At 68.3% G+C, this 25,346-nt stretch carries 27 protein-coding genes; 19 read left to right on the forward strand and 8 right to left on the reverse strand.

Going from position 1 to position 25,346, the window contains the following annotated elements; translation table 11 throughout:
* Positions 1–2: 2 nt before the first annotated feature.
* Positions 3–227, reverse strand: a complete 225-nt coding sequence (locus tag ACYVAG_RS10015; protein WP_460769317.1) for an RNA-binding S4 domain-containing protein — start codon at positions 225–227, stop codon at positions 3–5.
* Between the two features lie 100 nt (positions 228–327).
* Positions 328–1,269, reverse strand: coding sequence for a hypothetical protein (locus ACYVAG_RS10020; RefSeq protein WP_460769318.1), 942 nt, complete (start codon positions 1,267–1,269; stop codon positions 328–330).
* Positions 1,270–1,480: 211 nt separating this feature from the next.
* Here ACYVAG_RS10020 and kynA point away from each other — a divergent pair, with 211 nt between their 5' ends.
* Genes kynA through ACYVAG_RS10035 form a run of 3 tightly spaced genes read left to right on the forward strand, consistent with a single transcriptional unit; the run spans position 1,481 to position 3,866 of the window.
* The gene (gene kynA / locus ACYVAG_RS10025) at positions 1,481–2,344 is read left to right on the forward strand and encodes a tryptophan 2,3-dioxygenase (RefSeq protein ID WP_460769320.1); all 864 of its coding nucleotides are present in this window, start codon (positions 1,481–1,483) and stop codon (positions 2,342–2,344) included.
* Positions 2,341–3,561: a kynureninase gene (locus tag ACYVAG_RS10030; RefSeq protein ID WP_460769321.1), complete on the forward strand. Its 1,221-nt coding sequence runs from the start codon at positions 2,341–2,343 to the stop codon at positions 3,559–3,561. The genes kynA and ACYVAG_RS10030 overlap by 4 nt, the downstream gene beginning before the upstream one ends.
* Positions 3,561–3,866, forward strand: a complete 306-nt coding sequence (locus ACYVAG_RS10035; RefSeq protein WP_460769323.1) for a hypothetical protein — start codon at positions 3,561–3,563, stop codon at positions 3,864–3,866. Before ACYVAG_RS10030 ends, ACYVAG_RS10035 begins: the two co-directional genes overlap by 1 nt.
* Positions 3,867–3,869: 3 nt before the next feature.
* Here ACYVAG_RS10035 and ACYVAG_RS10040 read toward each other — a convergent pair whose 3' ends face one another.
* Positions 3,870–4,064, reverse strand: coding sequence for a hypothetical protein (locus ACYVAG_RS10040; protein WP_460769325.1), 195 nt, complete (start codon positions 4,062–4,064; stop codon positions 3,870–3,872).
* Positions 4,065–4,211: 147 nt separating this feature from the next.
* Between ACYVAG_RS10040 and ahpC the strand changes: the two genes are divergently transcribed.
* From ahpC to ACYVAG_RS10055, 3 genes are all read left to right on the forward strand, one after another.
* A complete protein-coding gene (ahpC, locus tag ACYVAG_RS10045) occupies positions 4,212–4,787 on the forward strand; it encodes an alkyl hydroperoxide reductase subunit C (protein WP_460769326.1) in 576 nt (191 codons plus the stop codon).
* Between the two features lie 210 nt (positions 4,788–4,997).
* Positions 4,998–6,644 (forward strand): alkyl hydroperoxide reductase subunit F, encoded by a 1,647-nt coding sequence (ahpF, locus tag ACYVAG_RS10050; protein ID WP_460769328.1) that lies wholly within the window; start codon positions 4,998–5,000, stop codon positions 6,642–6,644.
* The gene (locus ACYVAG_RS10055; protein ID WP_460769329.1) at positions 6,641–7,555 is read left to right on the forward strand and encodes a LysR substrate-binding domain-containing protein; all 915 of its coding nucleotides are present in this window, start codon (positions 6,641–6,643) and stop codon (positions 7,553–7,555) included. The genes ahpF and ACYVAG_RS10055 overlap by 4 nt, the downstream gene beginning before the upstream one ends.
* A gap of 139 nt (positions 7,556–7,694) precedes the next feature.
* Here the strand turns inward: ACYVAG_RS10055 and ACYVAG_RS10060 are convergent, their stop codons facing one another.
* Positions 7,695–8,390 carry a FadR/GntR family transcriptional regulator gene (locus ACYVAG_RS10060; protein WP_460769330.1) on the reverse strand — a complete coding sequence of 232 codons (696 nt, stop codon included), beginning with the start codon at positions 8,388–8,390 and terminating at the stop codon, positions 7,695–7,697.
* Positions 8,391–8,545: 155 nt separating this feature from the next.
* On the opposite strand from ACYVAG_RS10060, the gene ACYVAG_RS10065 reads away from it, so the two are divergent.
* The 13 genes from ACYVAG_RS10065 (at position 8,546) to ACYVAG_RS10125 (ending at position 21,210) form a co-directional block, all read left to right on the forward strand.
* Positions 8,546–9,292, forward strand: a complete 747-nt coding sequence (locus ACYVAG_RS10065) for an NADPH-dependent F420 reductase (protein WP_460769332.1) — start codon at positions 8,546–8,548, stop codon at positions 9,290–9,292.
* Between the two features lie 129 nt (positions 9,293–9,421).
* Positions 9,422–11,035 (forward strand): ABC transporter substrate-binding protein, encoded by a 1,614-nt coding sequence (locus ACYVAG_RS10070; RefSeq protein WP_460769333.1) that lies wholly within the window; start codon positions 9,422–9,424, stop codon positions 11,033–11,035.
* A 90-nt stretch (positions 11,036–11,125) separates the two neighbouring features.
* Positions 11,126–12,091 carry an ABC transporter permease gene (locus tag ACYVAG_RS10075; protein ID WP_460769335.1) on the forward strand — a complete coding sequence of 322 codons (966 nt, stop codon included), beginning with the start codon at positions 11,126–11,128 and terminating at the stop codon, positions 12,089–12,091.
* Positions 12,091–14,109, forward strand: coding sequence for a dipeptide/oligopeptide/nickel ABC transporter permease/ATP-binding protein (locus tag ACYVAG_RS10080; RefSeq protein WP_460769337.1), 2,019 nt, complete (start codon positions 12,091–12,093; stop codon positions 14,107–14,109). Before ACYVAG_RS10075 ends, ACYVAG_RS10080 begins: the two co-directional genes overlap by 1 nt.
* Positions 14,106–14,891 carry an ATP-binding cassette domain-containing protein gene (locus tag ACYVAG_RS10085; protein WP_460769338.1) on the forward strand — a complete coding sequence of 262 codons (786 nt, stop codon included), beginning with the start codon at positions 14,106–14,108 and terminating at the stop codon, positions 14,889–14,891. Before ACYVAG_RS10080 ends, ACYVAG_RS10085 begins: the two co-directional genes overlap by 4 nt.
* Before the next feature lie 31 nt (positions 14,892–14,922).
* Positions 14,923–15,846: a dihydrodipicolinate synthase family protein gene (locus ACYVAG_RS10090; protein ID WP_460769340.1), complete on the forward strand. Its 924-nt coding sequence runs from the start codon at positions 14,923–14,925 to the stop codon at positions 15,844–15,846.
* Positions 15,847–15,852: 6 nt separating this feature from the next.
* Positions 15,853–17,001 (forward strand): ROK family protein, encoded by a 1,149-nt coding sequence (locus ACYVAG_RS10095; protein ID WP_460769342.1) that lies wholly within the window; start codon positions 15,853–15,855, stop codon positions 16,999–17,001.
* Positions 16,988–17,671, forward strand: coding sequence for an N-acetylmannosamine-6-phosphate 2-epimerase (locus ACYVAG_RS10100; RefSeq protein ID WP_460769344.1), 684 nt, complete (start codon positions 16,988–16,990; stop codon positions 17,669–17,671). The genes ACYVAG_RS10095 and ACYVAG_RS10100 overlap by 14 nt, the downstream gene beginning before the upstream one ends.
* Positions 17,672–17,844: 173 nt before the next feature.
* Positions 17,845–18,420 (forward strand): ArsR/SmtB family transcription factor, encoded by a 576-nt coding sequence (locus tag ACYVAG_RS10105; RefSeq protein WP_460769346.1) that lies wholly within the window; start codon positions 17,845–17,847, stop codon positions 18,418–18,420.
* Complete coding sequence (locus ACYVAG_RS10110) at positions 18,417–19,724, forward strand: MFS transporter (protein WP_460769348.1); 1,308 nt, start codon at positions 18,417–18,419, stop codon at positions 19,722–19,724. Before ACYVAG_RS10105 ends, ACYVAG_RS10110 begins: the two co-directional genes overlap by 4 nt.
* Before the next feature lie 172 nt (positions 19,725–19,896).
* Positions 19,897–20,286 carry an ArsR/SmtB family transcription factor gene (locus ACYVAG_RS10115; RefSeq protein WP_460769350.1) on the forward strand — a complete coding sequence of 130 codons (390 nt, stop codon included), beginning with the start codon at positions 19,897–19,899 and terminating at the stop codon, positions 20,284–20,286.
* A 4-nt stretch (positions 20,287–20,290) separates the two neighbouring features.
* Entirely contained in the window at positions 20,291–20,788 is a 498-nt protein-coding gene (locus ACYVAG_RS10120; protein ID WP_460769352.1) for an NAD(P)H-binding protein, read from the forward strand.
* Positions 20,789–20,895: 107 nt separating this feature from the next.
* Positions 20,896–21,210, forward strand: a complete 315-nt coding sequence (locus ACYVAG_RS10125) for a hypothetical protein (protein ID WP_460769353.1) — start codon at positions 20,896–20,898, stop codon at positions 21,208–21,210.
* A gap of 98 nt (positions 21,211–21,308) precedes the next feature.
* Here ACYVAG_RS10125 and ACYVAG_RS10130 read toward each other — a convergent pair whose 3' ends face one another.
* The 4 genes from ACYVAG_RS10130 to ACYVAG_RS10145 all read right to left on the reverse strand — a co-directional run bounded on the left by ACYVAG_RS10130 (position 21,309) and on the right by ACYVAG_RS10145 (position 24,668).
* Positions 21,309–21,632 (reverse strand): type II toxin-antitoxin system PemK/MazF family toxin, encoded by a 324-nt coding sequence (locus tag ACYVAG_RS10130; protein WP_460769355.1) that lies wholly within the window; start codon positions 21,630–21,632, stop codon positions 21,309–21,311.
* Positions 21,625–21,858, reverse strand: a complete 234-nt coding sequence (locus ACYVAG_RS10135) for a YlcI/YnfO family protein (RefSeq protein ID WP_460769357.1) — start codon at positions 21,856–21,858, stop codon at positions 21,625–21,627. Before ACYVAG_RS10135 ends, ACYVAG_RS10130 begins: the two co-directional genes overlap by 8 nt.
* Positions 21,859–22,327: 469 nt before the next feature.
* Positions 22,328–22,798, reverse strand: a complete 471-nt coding sequence (locus ACYVAG_RS10140) for a DUF4145 domain-containing protein (protein ID WP_460769359.1) — start codon at positions 22,796–22,798, stop codon at positions 22,328–22,330.
* Between the two features lie 133 nt (positions 22,799–22,931).
* Positions 22,932–24,668, reverse strand: a complete 1,737-nt coding sequence (locus ACYVAG_RS10145) for a hypothetical protein (protein ID WP_460769361.1) — start codon at positions 24,666–24,668, stop codon at positions 22,932–22,934.
* Positions 24,669–25,346 lie beyond the last annotated feature (678 nt).

The following is a 25,346-nucleotide window of genomic DNA, read 5'->3' on the forward strand; positions in this document are numbered from 1 at the left end:
CGTCACCCGAACGGGTCGTACTCCTCGCCCACCACAGCCCGCCGCTTGCCCCCGTCAGGCAGCCGAACCTCGATCTCCATCCCGTCGGCCAGCTGTCGCCCGCGACGGGTCTCGACCTCGCCGTCGACCTTCACGCGCCCCGACTGGATCCACTCGCGGGCCTCCCCACCGGTGTCGGCGAGGCCAGTGAACTTGAGGAACTGCCCGAGGCGAATGGGTTCAGTCATGGCCCCATTGTGCCGGGTGGCGATCATCGGTGGAGTTCCCACGGTGATCGCCGCGTCCTCCGACAGCCCACTCCGAGCACATGACGATCGGTGGGGGAACTCACCAGACGATCGGCATGGCCTGGCAGCGGTCGCACCTCACCATCGGTCCCTCCCAGCCCCGCTGGAGGACCACCTGCGCCACCTGCCGTGCCGTCTGGCACGGCGTCCCGGCGATGTCGCCGAACCCATAGCGCAATGACGTCAGCCCCCGGACCAGGTGGCCGTTGTCCCGGTGGAGGTCGCGAAAGGTGCCGGACCCCGCGTGGCCGAGCCGGCCGTCAAGCTCGATGACGAGGTGATATTCGGGAAGCAGCATGTCGACGCGGTCCTCCGCCGACGTCCACACCTGACGATGGGCGGCGGGGAGCCCGTGTGCCCTCTCGACGTCGATCAGATAGCGGCGTTCGAGTGCGCTGTGGGCGCCCGTCGCCACCACATCGAGGCACTCCCGGATCACCTTCACCTGGCGCAGAAGCGGCCGTTCGTCGAGGCGCCGCCGGATCTCATCCACCGTCGCCGACGTGTTGGTGCACGCGGCTGCCACGAAGCCCATCACCCCATCGACCTCTTCGCCCTGGCAGATGTCCAGCACGGTGTCCGGGACCGTTGTCAACGGCAGGTCTCCCTTCGTCGGCCGCCGTCCGATGCCGTCATGGCGGAAGAAGAGTCCCGGACGGGGCGCCAGTCGCGTCTTGTCGATCCACAGCTGGATCAGCTCGGGCTCGGGCGCGAACCCGTGAAGATGGGCGGCCGCCAACCCGCCGACGCGAGCCGTCGCTCCCCCGAGGTGGATCCCTGTCCAGGCCCGCGCCTTCCAGGAGGGGGCGAGATGGTGGGTCGCATAGACCCCCGGCGCCATCGCCTGCCACCACGAATGGGTCAGCCGGCGAAGCGCTTCGTCTGTCAGCCCGTGTGCCAGGCACTGGGCGCGGCTGAGCGTGTGCTCCTGGATGGCCGCGAGGCCCATGAGGTCGGGGGAGGGGTCGATGCGTGGTCTCATGCGGGGAACATGACGGCGAACAGCGCGGATGGTTCACCCCACGCCCATCCCTGTGGAAAACAGTTCATGGCGATGGTCGGGTGTGGATAACCGAGGATCCTTGCGTCCTCCGAAGCCCGCTCGGGAGGACATGGCGATCGTCGGGCGAGTTCCCCCAACGATCTGCCTGCGGCCCCGAGACGTCAGCCGCCGGGTCGATTAGGGTGCCTAGGTGACCGACGAAACGCGAGCCCGCAACACCCGTGACATCGAGGGCGGCATCCACACCGACTTCCGCGCCGAGATGAACTACGGCTCCTACCTCGGCCTCGACACCCTGCTGAACTCCCAGCACCCGGTGTCCGACCCCGTTCACCACGACGAGCTGCTGTTCATCATCCAGCACCAGACCTCAGAACTCTGGCTCAAACTCGTCCTCCACGAGGTCCGCTCGGCCATGGAGCTGCTCGCCGCCGACGAGATGCGCGTGTCCCTCAAGCGCATCGCCCGTGTGAAACACATCCAGAAGACCCTCACCGAGCAGTGGTCGGTCCTCGCCACCCTCACCCCCAGCGAGTACGCCGAGTTCCGCGGCTTCCTCGGCCACGCCTCGGGGTTCCAGTCCTGGCAATATCGCGCGGTCGAGTTCGCCCTCGGCAACAAGCACCGCGGCATGCTCAAGGTCCACGAGGCCGACCCCGCCGCCCACGCCGTCCTCACCGAGCTCCTTGAGGCGCCCAGCCTCTACGACGAGTTCCTGCGCTGCCTCGCCCGTCGCGGGTACGCGGTCCCGCGCGAAGTCCTCGAGCGCGACGTCACGAAGGCCCACACCATGAACGACGACCTCGTCGCCGTCCTCACGGGCGTCTACGAGCACGCGAACGACCACTGGGACGTCTATGAGGCCTGCGAGGAGATGGTCGACCTCGAGGACAACTTCCAGCTCTGGCGCTTCCGCCACCTCAAGACCGTCCAGCGCACCATCGGCATGAAGACCGGCACCGGCGGTTCCTCCGGGGTCGGCTTCCTCCAGCGGGCGCTCGACCTCACCTTCTTCCCGGAGCTGTACGCGGTCCGCACGGAGGTCGGCCGATGACCGACCTCACCCAGCGCGCCCAACAGCTCGACGCCGCCGACCCCCTCGCCGAGTGCCGCGATCTGTTCGTGGACATGGGTTCCGGCGACACCGCCGTGCAGGCCTATCTCGACGGCAACTCCCTCGGCCGCCCACTCAAGGCCACCCGGCGCCGCATCAACGACCTCATCGAGGGCGCTTGGGGCACCCGTCTGATCCGCTCCTGGGACGAGCAGTGGATGGACCTCCCCGTCACCCTGGGCGACGACCTCGGGCGCGTCTGCCTCGGCGCCGCCCCCGGCCAGACCTACATCGGCGACTCGACCACGGTCATGCTCTACAAGCTGCTGCGCGCCGCTGCCGCTGCCGCACCCCAGGGCCGCGACCGCCTCGTCGTGGACACCGAGAATTTCCCGACCGACCGCTACGTCGCCGAGGGCGTCGCCCGCGAGCACGGCCTCGAGCTCGTCTGGATCACCCCGGACCCGGAGTCCGGTGTGACCCTCGCCGAGGTCGAAAGGGTCCTCGATGACCGCACCGCCGTTGTCCTGCTTTCCCACGTGGCCTACAAATCCGCCTACGTCGCCGACCTTCCCGCCATCACCCGCGCGGTCCATGCCGCCGGCGCGCTGGTCCTCTGGGACCTCTGCCACTCCGCGGGCGTCGTCGTCTCCGACCTCGACGAGAACAAGGTTGACCTGGCCGTCGGCTGTTCCTACAAGTTCCTGAACGGCGGCCCCGGCGCCCCCGCGTTCGGCTATGTCGCCGCCCGTCATCAGGACCGCCTCGCCCAGCCCATCCAGGGCTGGATGGGCCACGCCGAGCCGTTCGTCATGGGTCCCGGATATCAACCCGGCAAGGGGATCCGCCGCTTCATCTCCGGCACGCCACCCATCCTCGGCATGGTCGGCATCGCCGACACCGTCGACCTCATCGACTCCGTCGGCCTCGACGCCGTCCGCGCCAAGGCCATTGGCCTGGGCGAGTTCGTCATCGAGTCCGTCGACACCGAGCTCCCCGGCGTACGCGTGGTTTCCCCACGGGACAAGGAGAATCGTGGTGGTCACGTCACCCTCGCCCATCCGCGCTCGCGCGAGATCTGCGCCGAGCTGTGGCGCCGCGACGTGATCCCTGACTTCCGTGAGCCCGACGGCATCCGGCTCGGCCTGTCGCCCCTGTCCACCTCGTACGCCGAGGTCGCCGCCGCCCTCGGGGTGATCAAGGGGCTGCTGGGCTGATGCCGTCTTTCCGTGCCACGTTGCAGATCCTGGGCCTGCGCCCCGGGCGTGAACCCGAGGAGGTGCTCGACCGCGCCGTCGAGGCCGTCGCGAGCCGCCACGTGGTCGAGGCCAAGGACATCGACATCCGCCGCGGCGTACCCGTCATCATCGTCCGCTATGCCGTCCCCGACACCGGCGACACCGAGGAGGTCGCCGAGGCCCATCGCTCGGCCGAGGCGCTGCGGGAGCACGTCGCCGAGGTTGCCCGCACCGGTCGCCTCCAGGTCCTCCGCCGCGTCAAGGGGCGCTGGATTCCGCGCTGACGTTCACTTCCGGCGTTCGGCCGTGAACGCGCCGAACAGTGACTGGATCGCCGACACCTGTCCGAACATGTCACCGGGATGCTCGGGTGACTCGGTGGGAGGTGGGGAGTCCTTCTCTACGCTTTCCTCCCGCTTGGGGTCGGACTGCTCGTCGGCCGACTGCTGGTCCCTGGGTTCCTGCGTGTTGTCGGTGCTCATTTTCCAACCCTAGACAGCCACGACGCCACATTGAGTCCCCCTATCCCCGTCATCCACAGAATCAATCGACCCGGGCTCGAACGATAGGCAGAAGTGATGTAGGTTGGGGACCACGAAGGACAATCCACCACTGAAGGAGCCCCCTCTATGTCCCTGATCAACACCAAGATCCTCCCGTTCAAGACCATGGCCTTCAAGGCCACCGAGAAGGACTTCGTCGAGGTCTCCGAGGCTGACGTCCTCGGCAAGTGGGCCGTCTTCATCTTCTATCCGGCCGACTTCACCTTCGTCTGCCCGACCGAGTTGGCCGACCTGGCCGACAGCTACGACGAGCTGCAGAAGCTCGGCGTCGAGGTCTTCGGCGTCTCGACTGACTCCCACTTCGTCCACAAGGCGTGGCACGACGCGTCGGCCGAGATCAGCAAGGTGAACTACTACATGCTGGGCGACTCGAACGGCGTGATCACCAACAACTTCCAGAACATGCGTGAGGGCCTCGGCCAGGCCGACCGCGCGACGTTCATCATCGACCCCGATGGCGTCATCCAGTCGATGGAGGTCACCGCCGAGGGCATCGGCCGTCGCGCCGAGGACACCGTCCGCAAGATCAAGGCCGCGCAGTATGTCCGCAGCCACCCGGGCGAGGTCTGCCCCGCCAAGTGGGAAGAGGCCGAGGGTGCGAAGACCCTGAAGCCCGGCATCGACCTCGTGGGCAAGATCTGATCGAGCCACACCGATGACCAACGTTGGCTGAGCGAGGCCGCCTGCGGCCGAGTCGAAGCCCGAGCGCTTCGACTCGCTGCGCTCGCTCAGCCAACGTTGACCACCCCTCCTGCCCCTCGCTGGCTCTTCGGCTCGCCCGAATCGCTTGCCCTGTTCAGGAATCCCACCCCTCGCCGCCTCGCCGGCATTCACCGATCCTTGGAGGAAAACGTGCTCGACCAGGACCTCATCGCCCAGCTGACCCAATATCTCGAGATGGTGCGCGAGCCCATCGAGCTCCGCAGCTCGCTCGACGACCAGCCGAAGTCCCATGAGATGGCCGAGATGATCGACGAGATCGCCGGCTGCTCCGACAAGGTCACCCACACCCGCGTCGATGACGACGAGCGCCGCCCCTCGTTCGCCATCGTCCGCACCAGCGCCCCCGAGATCTCCGTACGCTTCGCCGGACTCCCGCTGGGCCACGAGTTCACGTCCCTCGTGCTCGCCCTCCTCCAGGTCGGCGGCCACCCGGTCAAGGAGAACGAGGCCACGATCGAGGCCGTCAAGAGCCTCGACCAGGACCTCGAGTTCGTGACCTACATGTCGCTGTCGTGCCAGAACTGCCCGACGGTGGTGCAGGCGCTGAACGCCATGGCCGTCCTCAACCCGCGCATCAAGCACACCGCCGTCGAGGGATCCCTCTTCCAGGACGAGGTTTCCGAGCGTCGCATCCTCGCCGTCCCCACGATCTATCTCAACGGCGAGGAGTTCGCCTCCGGCCGCATGGACATCGCCGACTTCGTCGCCCGCCTCGACAGCGGTGCGGCCGAGCGCGCCGCCGAAGGCCTCAACGAGAAGGACCCGTACGACGTGCTCGTCGTCGGTGGCGGCCCCGCCGGCGCCGCGGCCGCGATCTACGCCGCCCGCAAGGGAATCCGCACCGGCCTCGCCGGCGAGAAGCTCGGCGGCCAGGTCCTCGACACCATGTCGATCGAGAACCTGATCTCGGTGCCCTACACCGAAGGCCCCCAGCTCGGCGCCGCGCTCGAGGACCACATGAGCAAGTACGACATCGACACCATGAAGAGCGTCCGCGCCTCCCAGCTCGTTCCGGGCAAGGACGGCCAGCTCCACAAGGTCGTCTTCGAGGGCGGCGGCGAGCTCAGCGCGAAGACGGTCGTCCTGTCGACGGGCGCGCGCTGGCGTACGCTCGGGGTGCCCGGCGAGGACGAATACCGCAACAAGGGCGTCACGTTCTGCCCCCACTGCGACGGCCCGCTGTTCAAGGGCAAGCCGATCGCCGTCATCGGCGGCGGCAACTCCGGCGTCGAGGCCGCCATCGACCTCGCCGGTGTCGTGGGCCACGTCACCGTCATCGAGTTCCTCGACGAGCTCAAGGCCGACGACGTCCTGCTGCGCAAGCTCCATTCGCTGCCGAACGTCGACGTGATCAAGAGCGCGCGGACCACCGAAGTCGTGGGCGACGGTTCGCAGGTCACCGCCCTGAAGTTCGAGGATCGCGAGACGGGCGAGGAGAAGCAGGTCGACGTCAACGGCGTCTTCGTGCAGATCGGCCTGCTGCCGGTCACCGAGTGGCTGAAGGATTCCGGCATCGAGCTGTCCGACCGCCACGAGGTCGTCGTCAACGATCGCGCCGCGACGAACGTCCCCGGCATCTTCGCCGCCGGTGACTGCACGACCGTTCCCTACAAGCAGATCGTGATCTCCATGGGTCAGGGGTCCACGGCCGCGCTCGCGGCGTTCGACCACCTGATCCGCACGAGCGCACCGGACGCCCCCGAGACCCCGGGCTCCGAGCCCGCCGACACCGGCGAGCGCGACAACGTGCCCAACCAGGCGAGCATGGGCGCGTGAACCTCCGCGACCTGGAATACCTCGTCGCCCTCGATGACCACCGTCATTTCGGGCGGGCGGCGTCGGCTGCGTACGTTTCGCAGCCGACGCTGTCCACCCAGCTGAAGAAGCTGGAGGCCGAGTTGGGCGTCGAGCTCATCGAGCGCGGGTCGCGCCAGGTCCTGTTCACCGCCGTCGGCCAGCGCGTCGTACGCCGGGCTCGTCGCATCCTCGCCGAGGCTGACGAGATCCGGTCGCTCGCGCGGCAGGCGAAGTCGCCGCTGGCCGGCACCGTACGCCTGGGCGCGTTCCCCACGCTCGCCCCCTATCTCTTGCCCCACGTGGTTTCCGGGCTCCACCAGCGGTTCCCCGACCTGGAACTCCTGCTGGTGGAGGAGAAGACCGAGAGCCTGCTCGACCAGGTGCGGTCGGGCCACCTCGACGCGGCCCTCGTCGCGCTCCCCGTCACCGACGACGCGCTTCACGCCGAACCCCTGTTCCGCGAGGACTTCGTGCTCGCCGCGCCCGCGGACCATCGCCTCGCCGATCGCGCGACGCCGATGATCGCGGCCGACCTCGGTGCCGAGGACCTGCTCCTGTTGGCCGATGGCCACTGCATGCGCGACCAGGCCCTCGCCGTCTGCCAGCTGTCTGGCGCCAACGAACGCCGCGGCTTCCAGGCGACCTCGCTCGAGACGCTCCGCCACATGGTGGCCTCGGGCGTCGGCGTCACGCTGTTGCCGCGCCTCGCCGTTTCCCCTCCTGTGGTGGAGAATCCCGGCATCGCGCTCCGCGACTTCGCCACCCCCGCGCCCCACCGCGACATCGCCATCGTCTGGCGGCGTACGCATGTCCATCGCGACCTGCTGGCCGACGTCGCGCAGGCGCTGCGGGGCGAGGCGATCGCCATGCCGGTGACGGTCCTCGACTGACCCTTCGTGTCACGAATCGTCCACTCGATGCGTGAGAACGCCCAGATTGCTGCGCGCAGTCGATCGACTGGCCGTTTCGTGACACATCGGGAGGAAAATCTCTCGCCCGGCGGCGATGTCGTCCTCGACGTCGCCTGACTCAGTCCCGGTTGCTCTGCAGCACGTGCCGCAGCGGCGCATAGTGCTGCTCCACCGCGGCCCGGTACGCCCCGACATCCCCCGCCTCCGCTGCGTCGACCATGTCGCCGTGGGCGACCACCGTGTCGCGGATGTCATCGGGGGTGGCGATTCCGACGTGCGGCAGCACCGTCGTGTGCACCTCCCACAGCGCGTCCACCAGCTCGCCCAGCAGGCTGTTCGGCACCCGCGACAGCAGCGCCGCGTGGAAGCGCCGGTCCACCTCGGTGAAGTCCTCGCCGTTGTCGCTGAGCTCGACCATCCTGGTCACGAGCTCCCGCAGGTCGTCGTTGGTCGTGCCGGTCATCGCCCCGCAGATCGACTCGGCCAGGCCCAGGTCGAGCGCCGAGCGCACCTCGACCACCTCGCGCAGTGCGCTGTGGTCGTCGCCGGGGGAGAGGATGCCGCGGAAGCTCAGCCCGTCCACCAGCGGCGCCAGCGACAGGTTGCCCACGAACGTCCCGTGGCCGTGGCGCACCTCCACGATGTCCAATGCGGCCAGCGTACGCACGGCCTCGCGCACCGATGACCGGCTCACGCCCAGCTGTTCGCGCAGTTCGCTCTCGGTGGGGATGGGGTCGCCGGGGCGCAGGCGCTTCTCGAGCATGTACGCCTTGATCCGGTCCTCGGTCGCCGCGCTGGTCAGTTGCCGTGCCATGGCCACCCCCTTTTGCGGGCCACGATATCAGTGGGTCAGACGTCTGATCTGTGCGTCACGGAGAGGCTCTCCGCTTACTGACCTATAATACGGAGAGAGTCTCCACCTAGCGGTCCGCTGGGTGGGCGGTCAACGGCAGACCAAGGAGGTCACCCATGAAAATCGGAATTCTCGGTGTCGGAAACATCGGCCAGACCGTGGCACAGAAGTTGAGCGCCGCGGGGCATGAGGTCAAGGTCGCGAACTCCCGCGGTCCGGAGACGATCGATCGGGAGGTGCTCTCCACGGGAGCCCGGGCCGTCGACTCGGCGGACGTCGTGCAGGACGTCGACGTCCTCATCCTCTCAATCCCGCTCGCGCGCATCCCGGACATCGCCCCGCTCGTCTCGTCGCTTCCCCGCGAGACCGTGGTCGTCGACACCTCGAACTACTACCCGGCGCGGGATTCCAGGATCGAGGCCATTGAAGGCGGTCAGGTTGAGAGCCTCTGGGTCCAGGAGCGGCTCGGCCGACCGATCGTCAAGGCGTGGAACGCGATCGGCTCGGATTCGTTCGCCAACCACGGCGCGCCGCACGGTAGCGCCGGACGGATCGCGATCCCCGTCGCCGCCGACGGCCCCCAGCAGCGCGCGGTCGGCATCGCGCTGGTCGAGGACACCGGGTTCGACGGATTCGATGCCGGCGCGTTGGACCAGTCGTGGCGTCAGCAGCCCGGTGCGCCGGCCTATTGCACCGATCTCACCAGCGAGGAGATGCCCGCGGCCCTCGCCTCGGCCGAGGTCGAGCGCCTGCCGAAGCGCCGGGACCTCGCCGTGGCGGCGATCATGGAACGCGTCGGCGACGGCTACACGAATCCCCCAGCGGACTTCGCCGTGAAGCTGAGCCGCGTGCTCTACATGTAACGGGCACTGGCTCCGAGGGGTCCATGAACATCAGACGTCCGATCTTCCCTTTGCCCCCGGGTGATCTGAGAGTTATGCTCCTGTCAGGACATCAGATGTCTGATGTCATGGATTCCCCAAGGAGTAACAATGGAGCTGCTCACCAATCGCCGTGGGTTCCTGAAGGCCGCCGGCATGGTCGGGGTCGCGGGACTCGCGCTCTCCACCGGCGCCTGCAGCGGCGGCGAGAACCCCAACAAGCGCACCACCTCGGGCGGCGGCGCACCCGCCGGCCAGGCCCAGGCGAACGGCACGCTGGCCGCCGGCATCTCCTACGAGCTGGGGACCAACGGCTACGACCCCATGACCACGTCGGCCGCCCTGACTGTGGCCGCCAACTGGCACACCCTCGAGGGCCTGACCGAGATCGCCCCGACGCCCGACCGCACCTGCGTGCCGGCCCTCGCCGCGGCGCTGCCGACCAAGGTCGACGAGAAGACGTGGGAGGCGAAGCTGCGCGACGGCGCTAAGTTCCACGACGGTTCGCCCGTCACCGCCGATGACGTCGTCTTCAGCTTCCAGCGCGTGCAGGACCCCGCGAACAAGTCGCTGTACGCCAGCTTCATCCCCTTCCTGGACAAGGTTTCCAAGAAGGACGACACGACGCTGACGTTCACGCTGAAGTATCCGTTCTCGCTCGTCCCCGAGCGCCTCGCCGTCGTCAAGATCGTGCCGAAGGCCAAGGTCGAGGCCGACAAGAAGGCGTTCGACGCCAACCCCGTCGGCACCGGTCCCTGGAAGATGGTCGACAACGGCGCCGCCTCGAAGGTCATCAAGTTCGAGCGCTTCGACGGCTACACCGGCCAGCGCCCCGCCAAGGCCGCGAAGATGGAGTGGTCGATCCTGCCGGACGAGTCCACGCGTACCAACGCCCTGCAGTCCCAGAAGGTCCAGGCCATCGACTCGGTGCCCTACCTCTCCATCGACACGCTCAAGGGCGCCGCGCAGGTCGAGTCGGTCACCGGCTTCTCGCTGCTGTTCGCGATGTTCAACTGGGTGTCGCCGGCGTTCAAGGACGTACGCAACCGCCAGGCCGTCCTCTACGGCATCGACATGGAGAAGGTCATCAAGACCGCCTTCCTCGGCAACGCCGAGCCCGCGACCTGCTTCGTGCACAAGGATCACCCGGCCTACAAGAAGGCCAAGAACGTGTACGCGCTGGACGCCGCGAAGGCCAAGGAGCTGCTGGCCGCGACGGGTCTCAAGCAGATCCGCATGCTCTGCACCGACCACGCGTGGGTCAAGAAGGCCACGCCGATCATGAAGGAGTCGCTGGAGGCCCTCGGCCTGAAGGTCGACTTCACCGAGAAGAAGTCGGCCGACGTCTACAACACCATCGACGGCAAGCCCGAGTCCTATGACCTCGTCATCGCGCCGGGCGACCCCTCGGTGTTCGGCAACGACGCGGATCTCCTGCTCCGTTGGTGGTACGCGGGCGACACCTGGACCGACACCCGCATGCACTGGAAGGGCTCCGAGTCCCACACCAAGGTGCAGTCGCTGCTCGACCAGGCCTCGCGCGCCACCGGCGAGGACCAGAAGAAACTGTGGGGCGAGATCTTCGACCTCATCTCCGAAGAGGTGCCGCTCTATCCGCTGTTCCACCGCAAGTCGCCCACTGCGTGGGATTCCAAGACGCTCACCGACTTCAAGCCGATCTCGCTGACCGGCCTGTCGTTCGTCGGCGTCGGCTCGACCAAGTGAGGCGAGGGCGGCGGCCGACCACGGCCGTCGCCCCGCCCCTTCCCCCATCCCTGCCTGTGCAGGGATCTTGACTCCCAAGGATGTGAGTGAATGTCCACCCTGCTGCGCCTCATCGGCCGCCGCCTCCTCGCGCTGCCGATCATGGTCCTGGGCGTGACGTTCCTGGTCTTCTTCGTGATGTCGTTCTCGCCGTCCGACCCCGCGCGCCTGGCGCTGGGGGAGTCGGCGTCGTTGGACGCGCTCGAGCAATACCGGGAAGAGAACGGGCTGAACAAGCCGCTGCTCGTGCGCTATGGCCTGTTCCTGGGCGGAATGCTGCAGGGCGACCTCGGCACCTCCAGCGGCAACGTCGCGGTGACCGAGATGGTCAGCCGGGCGTTCCCCACAACCCTCCAGCTCACGTTCATCGGCCTCGGGATCGCCGTGGTCATCGCGCTGGTCCTCGGCGTGGTGGCGGCATTGTTCCGCGATCGCTGGCCCGACCAGCTGATCCGCGTGCTGTCGATCGCCGCGCTCGCGACCCCCTCGTTCTGGCTCGCGATCCTGCTGATCCAGTGGCTGGGCGACGTTCCCGGCGGTGCCGGCGTGTTCCCCGCGCTGGTGTCGCAGTGGGTCCCGTTCTCCGAGAACCCGGCGGCGTACGCGAACTCGGTCTTCCTGCCGGCCCTCGCCCTGGCCGTACCCGTCGCGGGGTCGCTGACCCGCGTCGTGCGTACGTCGATGGTCGAGGAGCTCGACCGCGACTATGTCCGCACCGCCATCGGGGCAGGGATTCCCAAGCATGTGGTGGTCGCCCGCAACGTGCTCCGCAACGCGCTGATCACCCCCATCACGGTGCTCGGCCTGCGCGTCGGCTACCTGATGGGCGGCGCCGTGATCATCGAGATCATCTTCAACATCCAGGCGATGGGCCAGCTCATCCTCGACGGCGTGACGCGCAATGACGTCTATCTCGTCCAGGGCGTCACGCTGACCGTCGCGATCGCCTTCATCATCGTGAACATCGTGGTCGACATGCTCTATGTGCTCGTCAACCCGCGGATCAGGAGCGTGTGATGCGCAGCCGACTGACAGAACGACTCTCCGAGCCCGGACTGCGCCTGCGCGCCCTGCCGATCGGCTCCAAGATCGCCCTCGCGGTCGTCACCGCCGTCGCGCTGATGGCCGTGTTCGCCCCGCTGGTTGCCCGCTTCGACCCCATGGCCAGCGGTACGCCGGTCCTCCCGCCCTCGGGTGAGCACTGGTTCGGCACCGACGCGATCGGGCGCGACATCTTCGCCCGCGTGGCGTTCGGCGCCCGCGCCTCGCTGCTGATCGGTCTGTGCGCGACCCTCGTGGCACTGGCGATCGCCGCGGTGCTGGGCTCGGTCGCCGCCACGGCGAACAAGTGGGTGTCGGAGGTGCTGATGCGCGTCCTCGACATCATCATGTCGTTCCCCGGCATCGCCCTGGCCGCCGTGTTCGTCGCCGTGTGGGGCAGCTCGCTGCCGGTGCTGATCGGCGCGATCGCCTTCCTCTACGTCCCCCAGCTGACCCGCGTCGTGCGCGCCAACGTGCTCGCCCAGTTCGGCGAGGACTATGTCGCGGCCTCCCGTGTGATGGGCGCGAAGACCGGCTGGATCCTCGCCAAACACGTGGCCCGCAACTGCATCGCGCCGATCCTGGTGTTCGCCACGGTGCTCGTGGCCGACGCGATCGTGTTCGAGGCATCGCTGTCGTTCATCAACGCGGGCGTGAAGCCGCCGAACCCGTCGTGGGGCAACATCCTCGCCGACGGCAAGGCGCTGCTGCTGTCGGGCCGCTGGTGGCCGACGTTCTTCCCGGGCCTGATGATCCTGATCACCGTGCTGTCGCTGAACGTCCTGTCCGAGGGCATGACCGACGCCATGGTCAGCCCGAAGCTGCGCCGCAGGGTCCAGCTCGACGATCGCCTCGAGTCGGCCGACGCCGCCGCGGTGGCCCCGACGGTCGAGAAGCCCGCCGAGGACGTCGTCCCGCTCGACGAGCGGTTGGCGGCCCTCCGCGTGGCCGAGCAGCGGCGTACCGATCGCCTTGTCCACAAGGGAACCGAGGCGCCCCTGCTCGAGGTGCGCAACCTCTCCATCGCGTTCCCCGACGCCCACGGCGAGGTGGACATCGTCGACGACGTGTCGTTCTCCGTACGCCCGGGCGAGACCATGGGCCTGGTCGGCGAGTCGGGCTGCGGCAAGTCGATCACGTCGATGGCAATCATGGGACTGCTGCCGCCGACGGCGCGCATCACCGGCGAGATCCTCTTCGACGGCGTCGACCTGCTGAAGCTCAACCCCAAGGAGCGCAACGCCCTGCGCGGCCACCAGATGTCGATGGTCTATCAGGACGCGCTGTCGAGCCTGAACCCGTCGATGCTGATCCGCAGCCAGCTGGCCCAGCTCACCAGGCGCGGGGGGCAGCGTACGGCCGAGGAGCTGCTCGAACTCGTCGGGCTCGACCCGTCGAGGACCCTGAAGTCCTATCCCCATGAGCTTTCCGGCGGCCAACGCCAGCGCGTGCTGATTGCCATGGCGTTGACGCGCAACCCGAAGCTCGTGATCGCCGACGAGCCGACCACCGCGCTCGACGTGACGGTGCAGAAGCAGGTCGTCGACCTGCTCAACGACCTGCGCGAGAAGCTCGGATTCGCGATGGTGTTCGTCTCCCACGACCTCGCGCTCGTCGCGCAGCTCGCCCACCGCATCACCGTCATGTACGCGGGCCAGGTCGTCGAGACCGGCACGACGCGGGAGTTGATGAGCGATCCTCGGCACGAATACACCCGCGGGCTGCTCGGGTCGGTGTTGTCGATCGAGTCGGGCACGGGCCGCCTCCACCAGGTGCCGGGCGTCGTCCCGTCACCGCGCGACTTCGTCGCCGGCGACCGGTTCTCGCCGCGCTCGTCGAGGCCCGAGGTCGGTCGCGACCAGAAGGCACGCCTGGTCGAGGTGCGGGGCCGCGAACACGCGTGGGCGACCCACGACGCCCGCGGCCGAGACGAGGAGCCGAGCTCGGGACGTTCTCCGAGCGAGCGCCAGCGAGACGAGGAGCTGACCCGATGAACACGCCCGTCATGGAACTCCGCGGCGTCCACGTCGTTCACCGCACCCGGACCGGCTCGCTGTTCAAGCCCGGCCGCGTCCACGCCGTCAACGACGTGTCCCTGTCGATCTCGCGCGGCGAGACCATTGGCATCGTCGGCGAGTCCGGTTGCGGCAAGTCGACCATGGCCCGCGTCATGGTCGGCCTCCAGAGGCCCACGTCGGGCGAGGTCCTGTTCCGCGGCGAGCCGCTCGGCTCCCGGGCCTCCGACCGCCTCAAGCTCGGGCGCGCGGTCTCGGTCGTCTTCCAGGATCCCGCCACGGCGCTCAACCCGCGCATGCTCATCCGCGACACCCTGCTCGATCCCCTGAACGTCCACCGAGTGGGCGATCCGGCGAGCCGGCTGCGGCGCGTACGCGACCTCCTCGACCTCGTCGGGCTGCCACAATCAGCCATGGATGTCCTGCCCCGCCAGATCTCCGGCGGCCAGCGGCAGCGCGTGGCGATCGCCCGCGCCCTGGCGCTCGAGCCCGACGTGATCGTCGCCGACGAGCCAACGTCGGCCCTCGACGTGTCGGTGCGTGCCCAGATCCTCAACCTGCTCAGCGATCTGAAGGCCGAGCTCGACCTCGGGCTGGTGTTCATCTCCCACGACATCAACACCGTGCGCTATGTGTCCGACCGCATCGCGGTCATGAACGCCGGCCGCATCGTCGAGATGGGCGACGCCGACGACCTGTTCCTCCGTCCCCAGGACGACTACACCCGCACCCTCCTGGGTGCCGCGCCCACACTCCTGTGATCGCCAGACCCTTCCAAGCAAGGAGAAACCCGTGACGACCTTTCCTCGTGGAGGGATCATTCCCCCCGTGGTCACCCCCTTCACCCCGACCGGTGAGATCGACCGCGACGGCGTACGCCGGGTCGTCGACCTGCTCGTCGAGGCCGGCTGCCACGGGCTGTTCGCCCTCGGTTCGACCAGCCAGGTGGCCTATCTGACCGACGGCCAGCGCGCCCAGCTGATCGCCGACATCGTGGCCGCGGCCAACGGGCGCGTGCCCGTGCTCGTGGGCGCGATCGAGCTCACCTCGGCGCGGGTGATCGACCAGGCCCGCCGCCTGACCGACGTCGGCGCCGACGCGATCGTGGCGACCGGCCCGTTCTATGCGATGAACGACCTCGTCGAGACCGCCGACCACTTCCGAGCGATCCACGCGGCGATCGATCTGCCGCTGGTGGCCTATGACGTGCCCGTGCGCGTGCCCGGCAAGCTGACCCCGGAACTCCTGATGACGTTGGGGTCCGAGGGCGTCATCGTCGCGGTGAAGGACTCGTCGGGCGACGACATCTCGTTCCGCCGCCTCGTCGCGATGAACCGCGCCGCCGGCTCGCCGCTGACGCTGTTCACGGGCCACGAGATCCTCTGCGACACCGCGCTGCTGATGGGCGCCGACGGCATCGTGCCGGGCTATGCGAACGTCGACCCCCACGGCTATGTGCGGCTCTTCGACGCCGCGCGCGCGGGTGACTGGGCGGCTGCGGTCGCCGAGCAGGAGCGCCTCAACGCGGGCTTCGACATCGTGTTCCAGGCGCCGGGCCGCTCGGGCGACGCCGCGGGCGTGGGGGCGTTCAAGGCGGCCATGCAGCGGCTGGGCCACATCGACCACGCCGGCATGCCGTTCCCGCTCGTCGCCCTCGACGGTGACCCGTTGGCGCGCGTGCAGGCGATCGTCGACCAGCAGTACGCGAGGGCCTGAATCGCCGTGGCCACAGGGGATCCCACCGAGTGCGTGATTGCCGTCGACCTCGGCGGCACCAAGATCAGCGCCGCGCTGGTCTCGCGCACCGGTGAGGTCGGAGCCGTGGTGACGGTGCCGACGCCGGCGCATGAAGGGCCGGAGGCGATCCTGGACGCGGTGGGGGAGGCGGTGAACGCTCTCTCTTCACGTTGGCAGAGCGAGCGCAGCGAGTCGAAGCCGCGCGCCAGCGAGGCGAGGAGCGCCCCTCACGATCTCCGAGCGAGCGCCAGCGAGACGAGGAGCGCCCCTCACGATCTCCGAGCGAGCGCCAGCGAGACGAGGAGCGCCTGCGACACCAGCGGCTTCGACTCGCTTCGCTCGCTCAGCCAACGTGGTGACACCGCGCCCCTCGCCCTCGCCATCGGCACCGCCGGCATCGTCGACCACCGCGGCGTCGTCGTCTCCGCCACCGACATCCTCCCCGGCTGGACCGGCACGGACATCACCGCCGGAATCCATGCCCGCACAGGCATCCCGAAGATCCACGTCCAGAACGATGTCAACGCCCACGCCGCCGGCGAGGCCTGGCTCGGCGCGGGGCGGGGGAAGCCCTGCGTACTCCTCGTCGCCGTCGGCACCGGCGTCGGCGGCGCGATCGTCCTCGATGGTGTGCCGCGCCGCGGCGCCCACCACGTGGGTGGCGAGATCGGCCACCACCCGACCCCGGGGGCCGAGGGGCTGATCTGCGGCTGCGGCCGCGAGGGCCACCTCGACGCGATCGCGCCGGGCCCGATGATCGCCCGCCGCTATGCCGCCCTCACCGGAACAGACGGCGACCTCGACGCCCGCGCCGTCTTCGCCCGCGCCGAGCGCGGCGACGGCGTCGCCAAGCAGGTCATCGACGACGCCGCCCGCGCCGTGGGCCGCGCGATCGCCGGCCAGGTCACCGTCCTCGATCCGGACGTCGTCGTCATCGGCGGCGGGTTGCCCTCGGCGGGGCCGCGGTGGTGGGATCCGATGGAGCAGACCCTCCGCGCCGAGCTGGTCGACGTGCTGGCCGGAATCCCTGTGGTGCCGGCGATGCTGGGCCAGGAGGCCGCGCTGGTGGGGGCTGCGTACGCAGCCTGGCAACTGGTCGACGACGAAGGCGAGGATCCCCATGGGCAGGCGTGACGAGGTCGTGGCGGCGCTGCGCGGAGGCATCATCGCCTCGTGCCAGGCCTATCCCGGGGAGCCGATGCGCGACCCGCGCACGATGACGCAGGTGGCGGAATCGTGCGTACGCGGGGGAGCGGTCGCCATCCGCGCGCAGGGGCTCGAGGACTGCGCGATGATTCACGAACGCGTCGCCGTGCCGCTGGTGGGGCTGTGGAAGGACGGGGCCGAGGGCGTGTTCATCACCCCCACGCTGGACCACGCGCTCGCGGTCGCCCGCACGGGGGCCGAGGTGGTCGCACTCGACGCCACGCGCCGCCCGCGACCCGACGGCCGCACGTTCTTCGAGACCGTCGCGGGCCTGCGCCGCGAGTTCCCGGACGTGGTCGTGATGGCCGACTGCGGGTCGCTCGCCGACGCGCGCGCCGCGGTCGACGCGGGGGTGGACCTGGTGGGGACGACGCTGGCGGGATATACGGGGGAGCGGACCAAGACCGACGGCCCCGACCTTGAGCTGGTAGGCGAAGTCGTCGCCCTCGGCCTGCCGGTCGTGGTGGAGGGCCGCGTGCACACGCCGGCCCATGCGGCCGCCGCGTTCGCGGCGGGTGCGCACGCCGTCTGCGTCGGCACCGCGATCACCCACCCGGCCACGATCACGGGCTGGTTCGTCGACGCGACGCGGGGCTGATTGCGGTGGTGATGATCACCCGTTGTCTGCCCACAACGATCGCCGTGTCCTCCGGGACAGGCGACGGGATAGGTGACGATCGTCGGTTGTAGTCACCCGACGATCCTGTGGGGGCCGATACGGCATCCACAAGAACCCTTGTGCAATGACTCTTGTGGATGTACGGTCGCATCATGCCCAACACCCCAGACGTCCGCACCCTCACCGAGGCCAAGGCGCTCTCGGCGCTCGCCAATCCCTTTCGTGCGCGCATGATGGACGCCCTCAAGGTCGACGGACCCTCCACGGCGTCCATGCTGGCCGCGCGCACGGGTCAGGCGGTCGGCAGTGCCAGCCACCACCTCAAGGTGCTCGCCGCCGCCGGCCTCGTCGAGGAATCACCCGAGCTGGCGAAGGATCGCCGCGAGCGTTGGTGGCGACTCGTCACCCGCGGCACCCGATGGTCTCGCGCCGAGATGGGCGACGACAGCGCGGCGATCGCCGCAGCGCACGAGGCCGAGGCGCTGGCGCTGCGCCGCCAGATCGAGCGCGTGCAGGCGTGGATGAGCAATGCCGACTCCATTCCCGAGTGGGACGAGGCCGCCTTCGCCACCCAGAACTGGCTGCGGGTCTCGCCGGACGAACTGCGCGAGGTCGCCGAGGAGATCGTGGGCGTCCTCGCGCGGTGGGGCGAACGCGAGATCCCCGACGACGGTGTCGAGCGCGAGCCCGTGCTCGTCTTCGCCCGCGGATTCCCGAGCCAGCCGTGACCACCGCCCCCGCCGCGGTCCGCTCGCTCGGTCACCACCGCAACTTCCGCCTGCTCTGGTTCGGCGAGGGCATCTCCGTCCTCGGCTCCATGACGAGCACCGTCGTCCTGCCGCTCCTCGCCGTCGACCGCTTCCACGCCACCGCGTGGGAGATGGGTCTGCTCGCGGCCGCCACCTGGGCCCCGTGGCTGGTGTTCGGCCTCATTGCCGGGGCCCTCGTCGACCGTCTCGACAATCGCCGCGTCATGATCGCCGCCGATCTGGTCGCGGCAGCCGCCTTCGCCTCCGTCCCCGTTGCGGCGGCATTCGGCTCACTGAGCCTGATCCAGCTCCTGGTCGTCGCCCTCGTCGCCGGCACGTGCACGGTCTTCTTCAGAACCGCGTACGCGGGCCTCATCCCTCAGGTCGTCGCGGATGATCAGCTCGACGCGGCCAACGGCCGCCTGGTCGGGACGGAGTCAGCGATGCACGTCGCCGGGCCCGGCCTCGGAGGCGTGCTCGTGGGGTTCGTCGGCGCGGTCGGCGCGGTTGTCGTCGATGCGCTGAGCTTCTTGGTGAGCGCCGTGTGCCTGTGGCGCATCCGGCGGGACGGTCCGAGGCGTGACGAAGACCCGGCGGAGAAGCCGTCGTCGGCCCAGCGCCCATCCGTACGGGCGATCCCCGTCGAGATCCGCGAGGGCGTCTCTGTGACCGTTCGCGATCCCTTCATGCGGTTCTTCGCCCTCGTCGGTGGTCTCTCGAATCTCGGGCTCACCGGCTATCAGAGCCTCCTCGTCCTCTTCATGGTGCGCGAGCTGAACCTTGGTCCGGTCGCCATCGGCCAGCTCATGGCGATCGGCAGCGCCGGCGGCGTGATCGGAGCCGTCCTTGCGCCGCATGTCGCCCGGCGGGTCGGCACGGCCAGAGCCGTGATCCTGCTTCTCGTCCCCACCGGACCGGCGGCCCTGCTGGTGGCGTTCGCGACACCGGAGTGGGGGGCCTGGCCCGTCGCCGTCGGGCCGCTCCTGGTCGGCGTGGGGGTCGTCGGTGCGAACACGATCCGCACCGCCTGGCGCCAGCGCTACACACCACCCGAACTGCTCGGGCGGACCATTGGCGCGACGTCTGTGGTCAACTTCGGGCTGATGCCGGTCGGTGCGCTGGCGGCGGGTTGGTTGGGCAGCACCCTTTCGGTCCGGACCGCGATCCTCGTCATGGCCCTCGTGCACCTGTTGTCCGCCGCCAGTCACTTCGTCTCACCGCTGCGCACGCTCCGTGACCTGCCGACACGAATGCCGACGGAGGTGGACTCGGCCCGGGGCTGATTGCCGTGGTGATGATCACCCGTTGTCCACCCACAACGATCGCCATGTGCGTCGAGCTGGGCGTCGGCAGACATGACGATCGTCGGTCGTAGTCACCCGACGATCTGCCACGGTCGATGTGGACGCTCTCTGCGCACGTGTGAAAGACAGCAACCTCGTTAGGCTCGCACCCATGCACGCGGCGCAGCCCGATCTGACGATGCCGGCCGACGACCAGGCCCGGCTGGCGGCTGAGACCTTCCGCATGTTGGCCGATCCCACCCGCGTCAAGCTTCTCTGGGCCCTCCTGCAGGGCGAGTCGTCGGTGAACTGTCTGGCCGAGCTCGCCGGGGTGAGTGCCACGTCGGTCAGCCAGCACCTCGCGAAGCTGCGGCTCGCCGGTCTCGTCCACGCTCGCCGCGAGGGCACGTTCATCTACTACACGGCGGCCAACGCCCACGTTCAGGCGCTGCTCACCCAGGCGCCGTCCCACGCCGACCACGCCGACGGAGACCTCGGCGCGGAGTCGGAGCACGAGCACCCACTCAAGCCCACGCCCGCCTCCATCACCAGGGGGAGTTGAACCCATGCAGACCGTCCTCGGCGCCAACGGCCAGATCGCCGAAGAGCTCACTCGCGAGCTCCGCCGCACCTTCACCGACGACATCCGCCTCGTCAGCCGCAACCCCCGCAAGGTCCACGACTCCGACACCGTCCTGAGCGCCGACCTCACCGACGCCGCGGCCACCGATCGCGCCGTCGAGGGCAGCGAGATCGCCTACCTCACGGTCGGCCTCCCCATGGACTCATCCCTGTGGGAGCGGCAATTCCCCGCGATGATGCGCAACGTCATCGACGCCTGCGCCAAGCACGGCACGAAACTCCTGTTCTTCGACAACACCTACATGTATGCCGGCACATCCACCCCGCAGACCGAGGCCGCCCCCTTCGCCCCCTTCGGGCGCAAGGGCCGCGTACGCGCTCAGCTCGCCACGATGCTCCTGGACGCGATGGCCAACGGTGAGGTCGAGGCCGCGATCTGCCGCGCGCCGGAGTTCTATGGCCCGGCAAGACCCAGAGCCTGACGAACACCCTCGTCTTCGACCGCATCAGGGCCGGCAAGCGCCCCTTCGTCCCGCTCAGCGCCACCACGAAACGATCGCTGATCTGGACGCCGGACGCGAGCCGCGCGATGGCGCTGATCGGCAACACCCCGGACGCCGTCGGCCAGACCTGGCACTTGCCCATCGACCCGCATCGCCTGACCTACAAGGAAATGATCGGCGTCGCCGAGGAGGTCGCCGGCCGCCGCATCCGCTACACCGTCCTGCCGAACGCCGCCTTCACGATCGGCAGCCGGGTCGCGAAACCGCTGGACGAGGTACGCGAGCTCCTACCCCGCTGTCGCGGCGACAACATCTTCGACACGTCGAAGTTCAGTACGCGGTTCCCCGACTTCGAACCCACGAGCCATCAGGACGGGATCGCCACCATCCTGCAGCAGTGAGGCGTTCCGGCGGGAACCCGAATCCCGTACGCTTGCTCGCATGGCCATCGATCGAAAGGCCTCCGACGCCCTGGGCCATTGAGCCCCCCTGGCCCGGCTCAGTCCATCAGCGGCACATCCAGGTCGTACGCCAGCACGACCGCCCGGGCCAACGCCCGCTCCTGAGCGGGGTGCAGGAAGCCGATCGTCCTCCCCAGCGCCGCCACGGGGATCGTCAGCACGTTGTCGAGAGAGACTACGCTGTCGTGATCGAGGCCGTTGGCCCGTCCGACCGGAACCTCGCTTGCGAGGCTCTTGACGGTGGACGTGATGGGAGCGACGGTCACTTTGTTCATGGCGCCTCGCGCGCTCTCGCGAGTGAGCACAAGGACGGGACGGGTCTTGTCCAACTGAGCGAGGCAGATCTCACGCATGTCAGTCATCGATGACGGCGTGACCGACCGTCCAGGCGACGAGGTCGTCGAGGTCGTCCTGCGCCCCGTCCGCCCGCAAGATCTCCGCATCCCGGAGCGCGGCCTGACGGCGCATCTCGCGTTCCACGGCGGCCGTCACGAGCGCCGCCCGGCTCGGAGACAAGCCTGCGGCGACGCTGCGGTCGAGGAACGCGACGACCTCATCGGGCAGGCGCACGGCGATCTGGGTGCTCATGCAGCCAGTATATCGCCACGAATCCCGATTTGGGATTCATCCATGTAGGTTCCCGCGGGTCTTGTCACGGGTCCAGGCGCCTGACTACAGCAGCGGCGAGCCGCGCGCTCCCGCTGGTTCTTCGCCATCTTGTCGAGATCCGCGCCAGAGGGGCGTGACAGCACTACTCCGCCGCACTCGCATTGAAGTTCTCGCTGTCCTGGAGCCCACCATCCAACCCGGCTACCCGAAGCGTGGATGCGTCCGCCATCCTCCAAGGGTTCAGCGATTTCCTCCTGCACGGCGGCTTGGCCATCGACAACCCGGACGCAGCCCAAGTGTCGCATTCCACGGCGACAAGTCCTTTGCTGGACGACGCCGTGGTGCCCCACCATCGTGGGGGCGACACAGGCACTCCCGTGAGCATCACCCACCACGGGATTCTCCCCGCACAGTTGGTCTATGGCGCCAACGTCATGACCCGCAACAGCTAGGTGGTCTTGGCGGGTCCGCGTTCATTGATGATCGCGGTTGCCTTCGCGTCAAGGTCCGGGCCGGTGAACCAACGGTGAAATGCCTCATCCAAAATAGCGGCACCCTGCGCGACGGCGGCCACCGTTAGATCGGCGTCCTCGTGGGTCCCGTCGTTACCGAGCCACTGGATGGCTGCAAAGAGGTTGCCCACTTGGTCATGGGTTTGCCCTTTCTGTCGCCACTCGGATAACCGCTCATTGAGGCTACGGAAGCCACCCGATGCCTTTCGGTTGGCAATGCCTTGGGCCGTGAGGAACCCTTCTACGGTGCTGCGCAGTGCCGTAGCGGCGAGCCCAGGGTCGGGAAACAGTGCTCTCGAAGCTCTCACGATCCCTCTCTGCACTGCTTCTGGAGCTGAGGCCGGGATCGGCATGATCAGGGGAGCTGGATGGAGCACGTCGACCGAGTAGTACTCCGAATAGCACACGCCGCCAGGGCGGCAAGGGCGCGATCAATAGCCATGCCCCGACGGTATTCAGGAGCAGACTCGCGGGCAAGGAGCGGATCAAATATGACGGAGGCGCCGGCGCAGCGCGGCGGGCGCCAATCGGCTGTCCAGATCACAGATGAAGAGCGGCAGGCAGTTCTTGTCGGTCGAGGGCGCCAGATCTGGCCGCTTGTAGTAGACGTTGGCACGTTTCCACGCCGTCCTTGCTGTCGGCCAGTTCACAGATGGCTCGGGCTCGCTTGACTTCGCGGACCAAGGCGCCAAGACCGTTGGGCCGAGCGGTGGCGCCTACCCAGTAGACGAAGGTGGGCCAGTCGCTGTCGGGATCCGGGTATGGCGCCACTCCGTCGATGCGGATGGCGGCGCAGGTCGTGATCGTGGCCATGGCGTCCTCGTAGGCATCGAGTTCTCCGCGCGCTTGATAGGTGCGGAAGGCGGTGATGTCGGCCATGACGGCATGGTCGCTGCAGTCGATGCTCAGGATGTTGATGTGGTCAGGCAGGATGCTCGTGAGGCCAGCCACGAGCGGGTGAAATGTGGCGCTGGTGCCCACGGCTGAGATATGAAGCTGGTCTTCGGCGTAACTGAACTGGGGCTCGGTGAGGCCAGCCACGGCCAGGACCAGGGTGAGGGCCGCTTCGCGGACGACTTTGTTGGTGTCTGGGCTGCTGGGGATGCGGCAGTCGTGGCGAGCGAGGGCCATCTCGAGGGCGGTCTCGAGGGCCATGGCGAGTTCGAGCTGTGCCAGGACAGCGTCGATGAACTCATCGAAGGGTATGCGGATCGCATCAGGATCAAGCGTGCTGGTGAGCACGACGTGGTCGTTGTCGAGGTGGTAGTCGCGGTGCGCGGCGATGTTGCGGCCCGCACTGCTGAGTGTGCGGTCCAGGTCGAGCCCAGGCCACCTGTCGTTGGCCTGCCGGATCAGGTCGCCCGCGCCACCCACCCCCTTGCCCCGGCCGCCGGGTGGAACGTTGACGCCGCCCACCTTGAGCAGCGCGGCCAAGACGTAGCGCAGTCGGACCTCTCGGAGATCGTCCACGAAATCCATGAGAGCGTCCAGAAATTCCGCATCGGTGGTGTCGGGATCGTTCAAGGTCCGGTTCATCTTGGTCGTGTCTCCTGCGGCGCGAGTCGCGGCGAGCTGGTGCTGGTGCACCCATTCGGGATCTTCGGCAATCTGGGCGACGTCGGGACGGTCGAGGACGCGGAGGGATTCGTCGAGGAGGGCGTCGAAGTGGTGACGGTCGAGGAAGGCGTCGGCCGCTGCGAAGTTGAGGGCAGCAATGAGTCCGCTGCCGCGGGAGTGGGCGCCGTGTGCGGCAGGTGTCTGGGCGTCGATGCGTTGCATGTTGGCCAGAAAACTGGTTGGTACTGCCCCTGCATTGGTGTCGGAGGGGCCAAGCCGGTTCAGATCCCAGGCATCTTCTGCGGGCGCAATTGCCTTCCAGAGAGCGGCTGCCTCGTCGAGAAGGCGCTGGGCCTGGGATTGCAGCATCTGGGCCTGGGCGATGTCGGGGCAGGCGGCGGCGTCGAGAGTTGTTTCAACTGCCTGGGAGACAGCGTCCAGCATGGCTGCCGCCGCGCGTCCCCGGTTGCGGTCGGGGCGCGGCAGCGGCAGGTGGGATCGTGCTTGGAGAGTGTGGAACTCCTCAAGGGCTTGGTGGAAACGTTCGATCGAGGTGTGCTTGTCGAGGACCTTGGAGAGGGCCGTGAGTATGGCCATCGTCCCGGTGCCGAGGTCGGTGATGAGGGAGTCGACATTGAGCGCCGCGACCTGACCGGGTACCGGTGCGCATGCCCGTGCAAGTTCGATGCGACGCTGTCGGGCTTGGACTGCGTAGTCCACTTCGTGGCGCCTGGGGCGTGCCCCGCAGGATGGGCAGTTGTGGGCCACTTGGCGTCGTTCTCGGCACCGATCGCACTCGGTGGTCTGAAAGTTCACGAACCCGCGTCCCCTTGCCATCACGAGCCTCCTTCATCGTCGTGGCTGCACGCTATCGACCGCGTCCGACAGTTGGTCTTGGGAGCCCACGCGGTGGGTTCGTCCAGTCGGAAGAAGTCGTTGAGGGCTTCTGGTGGGCAAGGAGGTAGTCCGGCACGTGGCGCACTGGTGTCCCGTCGTCCAGCGTCCCTTGCAGCCAGAACGGCTGGCTCGCGATGCCACACACGTTGGGATCCTGATCGGCGACCATGAGACGGTCACGCTCGAGCAGGCTCTCGTAGCCGACCAAGTCGATCCTCGTCGAGGACCACCACCAGCCGGGGTAGTGGCGGAATGCTGCATGCGACGGGAATACGCGCACTGGGCGACCGTGGAGGACCTTGGCGGGATCCACCTGTGCCAAGGGCGCGGTGTGGTCTGCTGTCCTCGGCATCGAGGAAGGTGCACTCTACGGCCCGCCGTTGGGCCCACCCCATGCGCCAAGCATGCTCCGTGCGGCGGTCTGTGTGTGACAAGAAACCGAGAAAATGACGGGCCCGTGACAAGAGACCGAGACACGGAGAACCTACAGTTCACATGGGT

The sequence above is a fragment of the Mariniluteicoccus flavus genome (genome assembly GCF_054776655.1).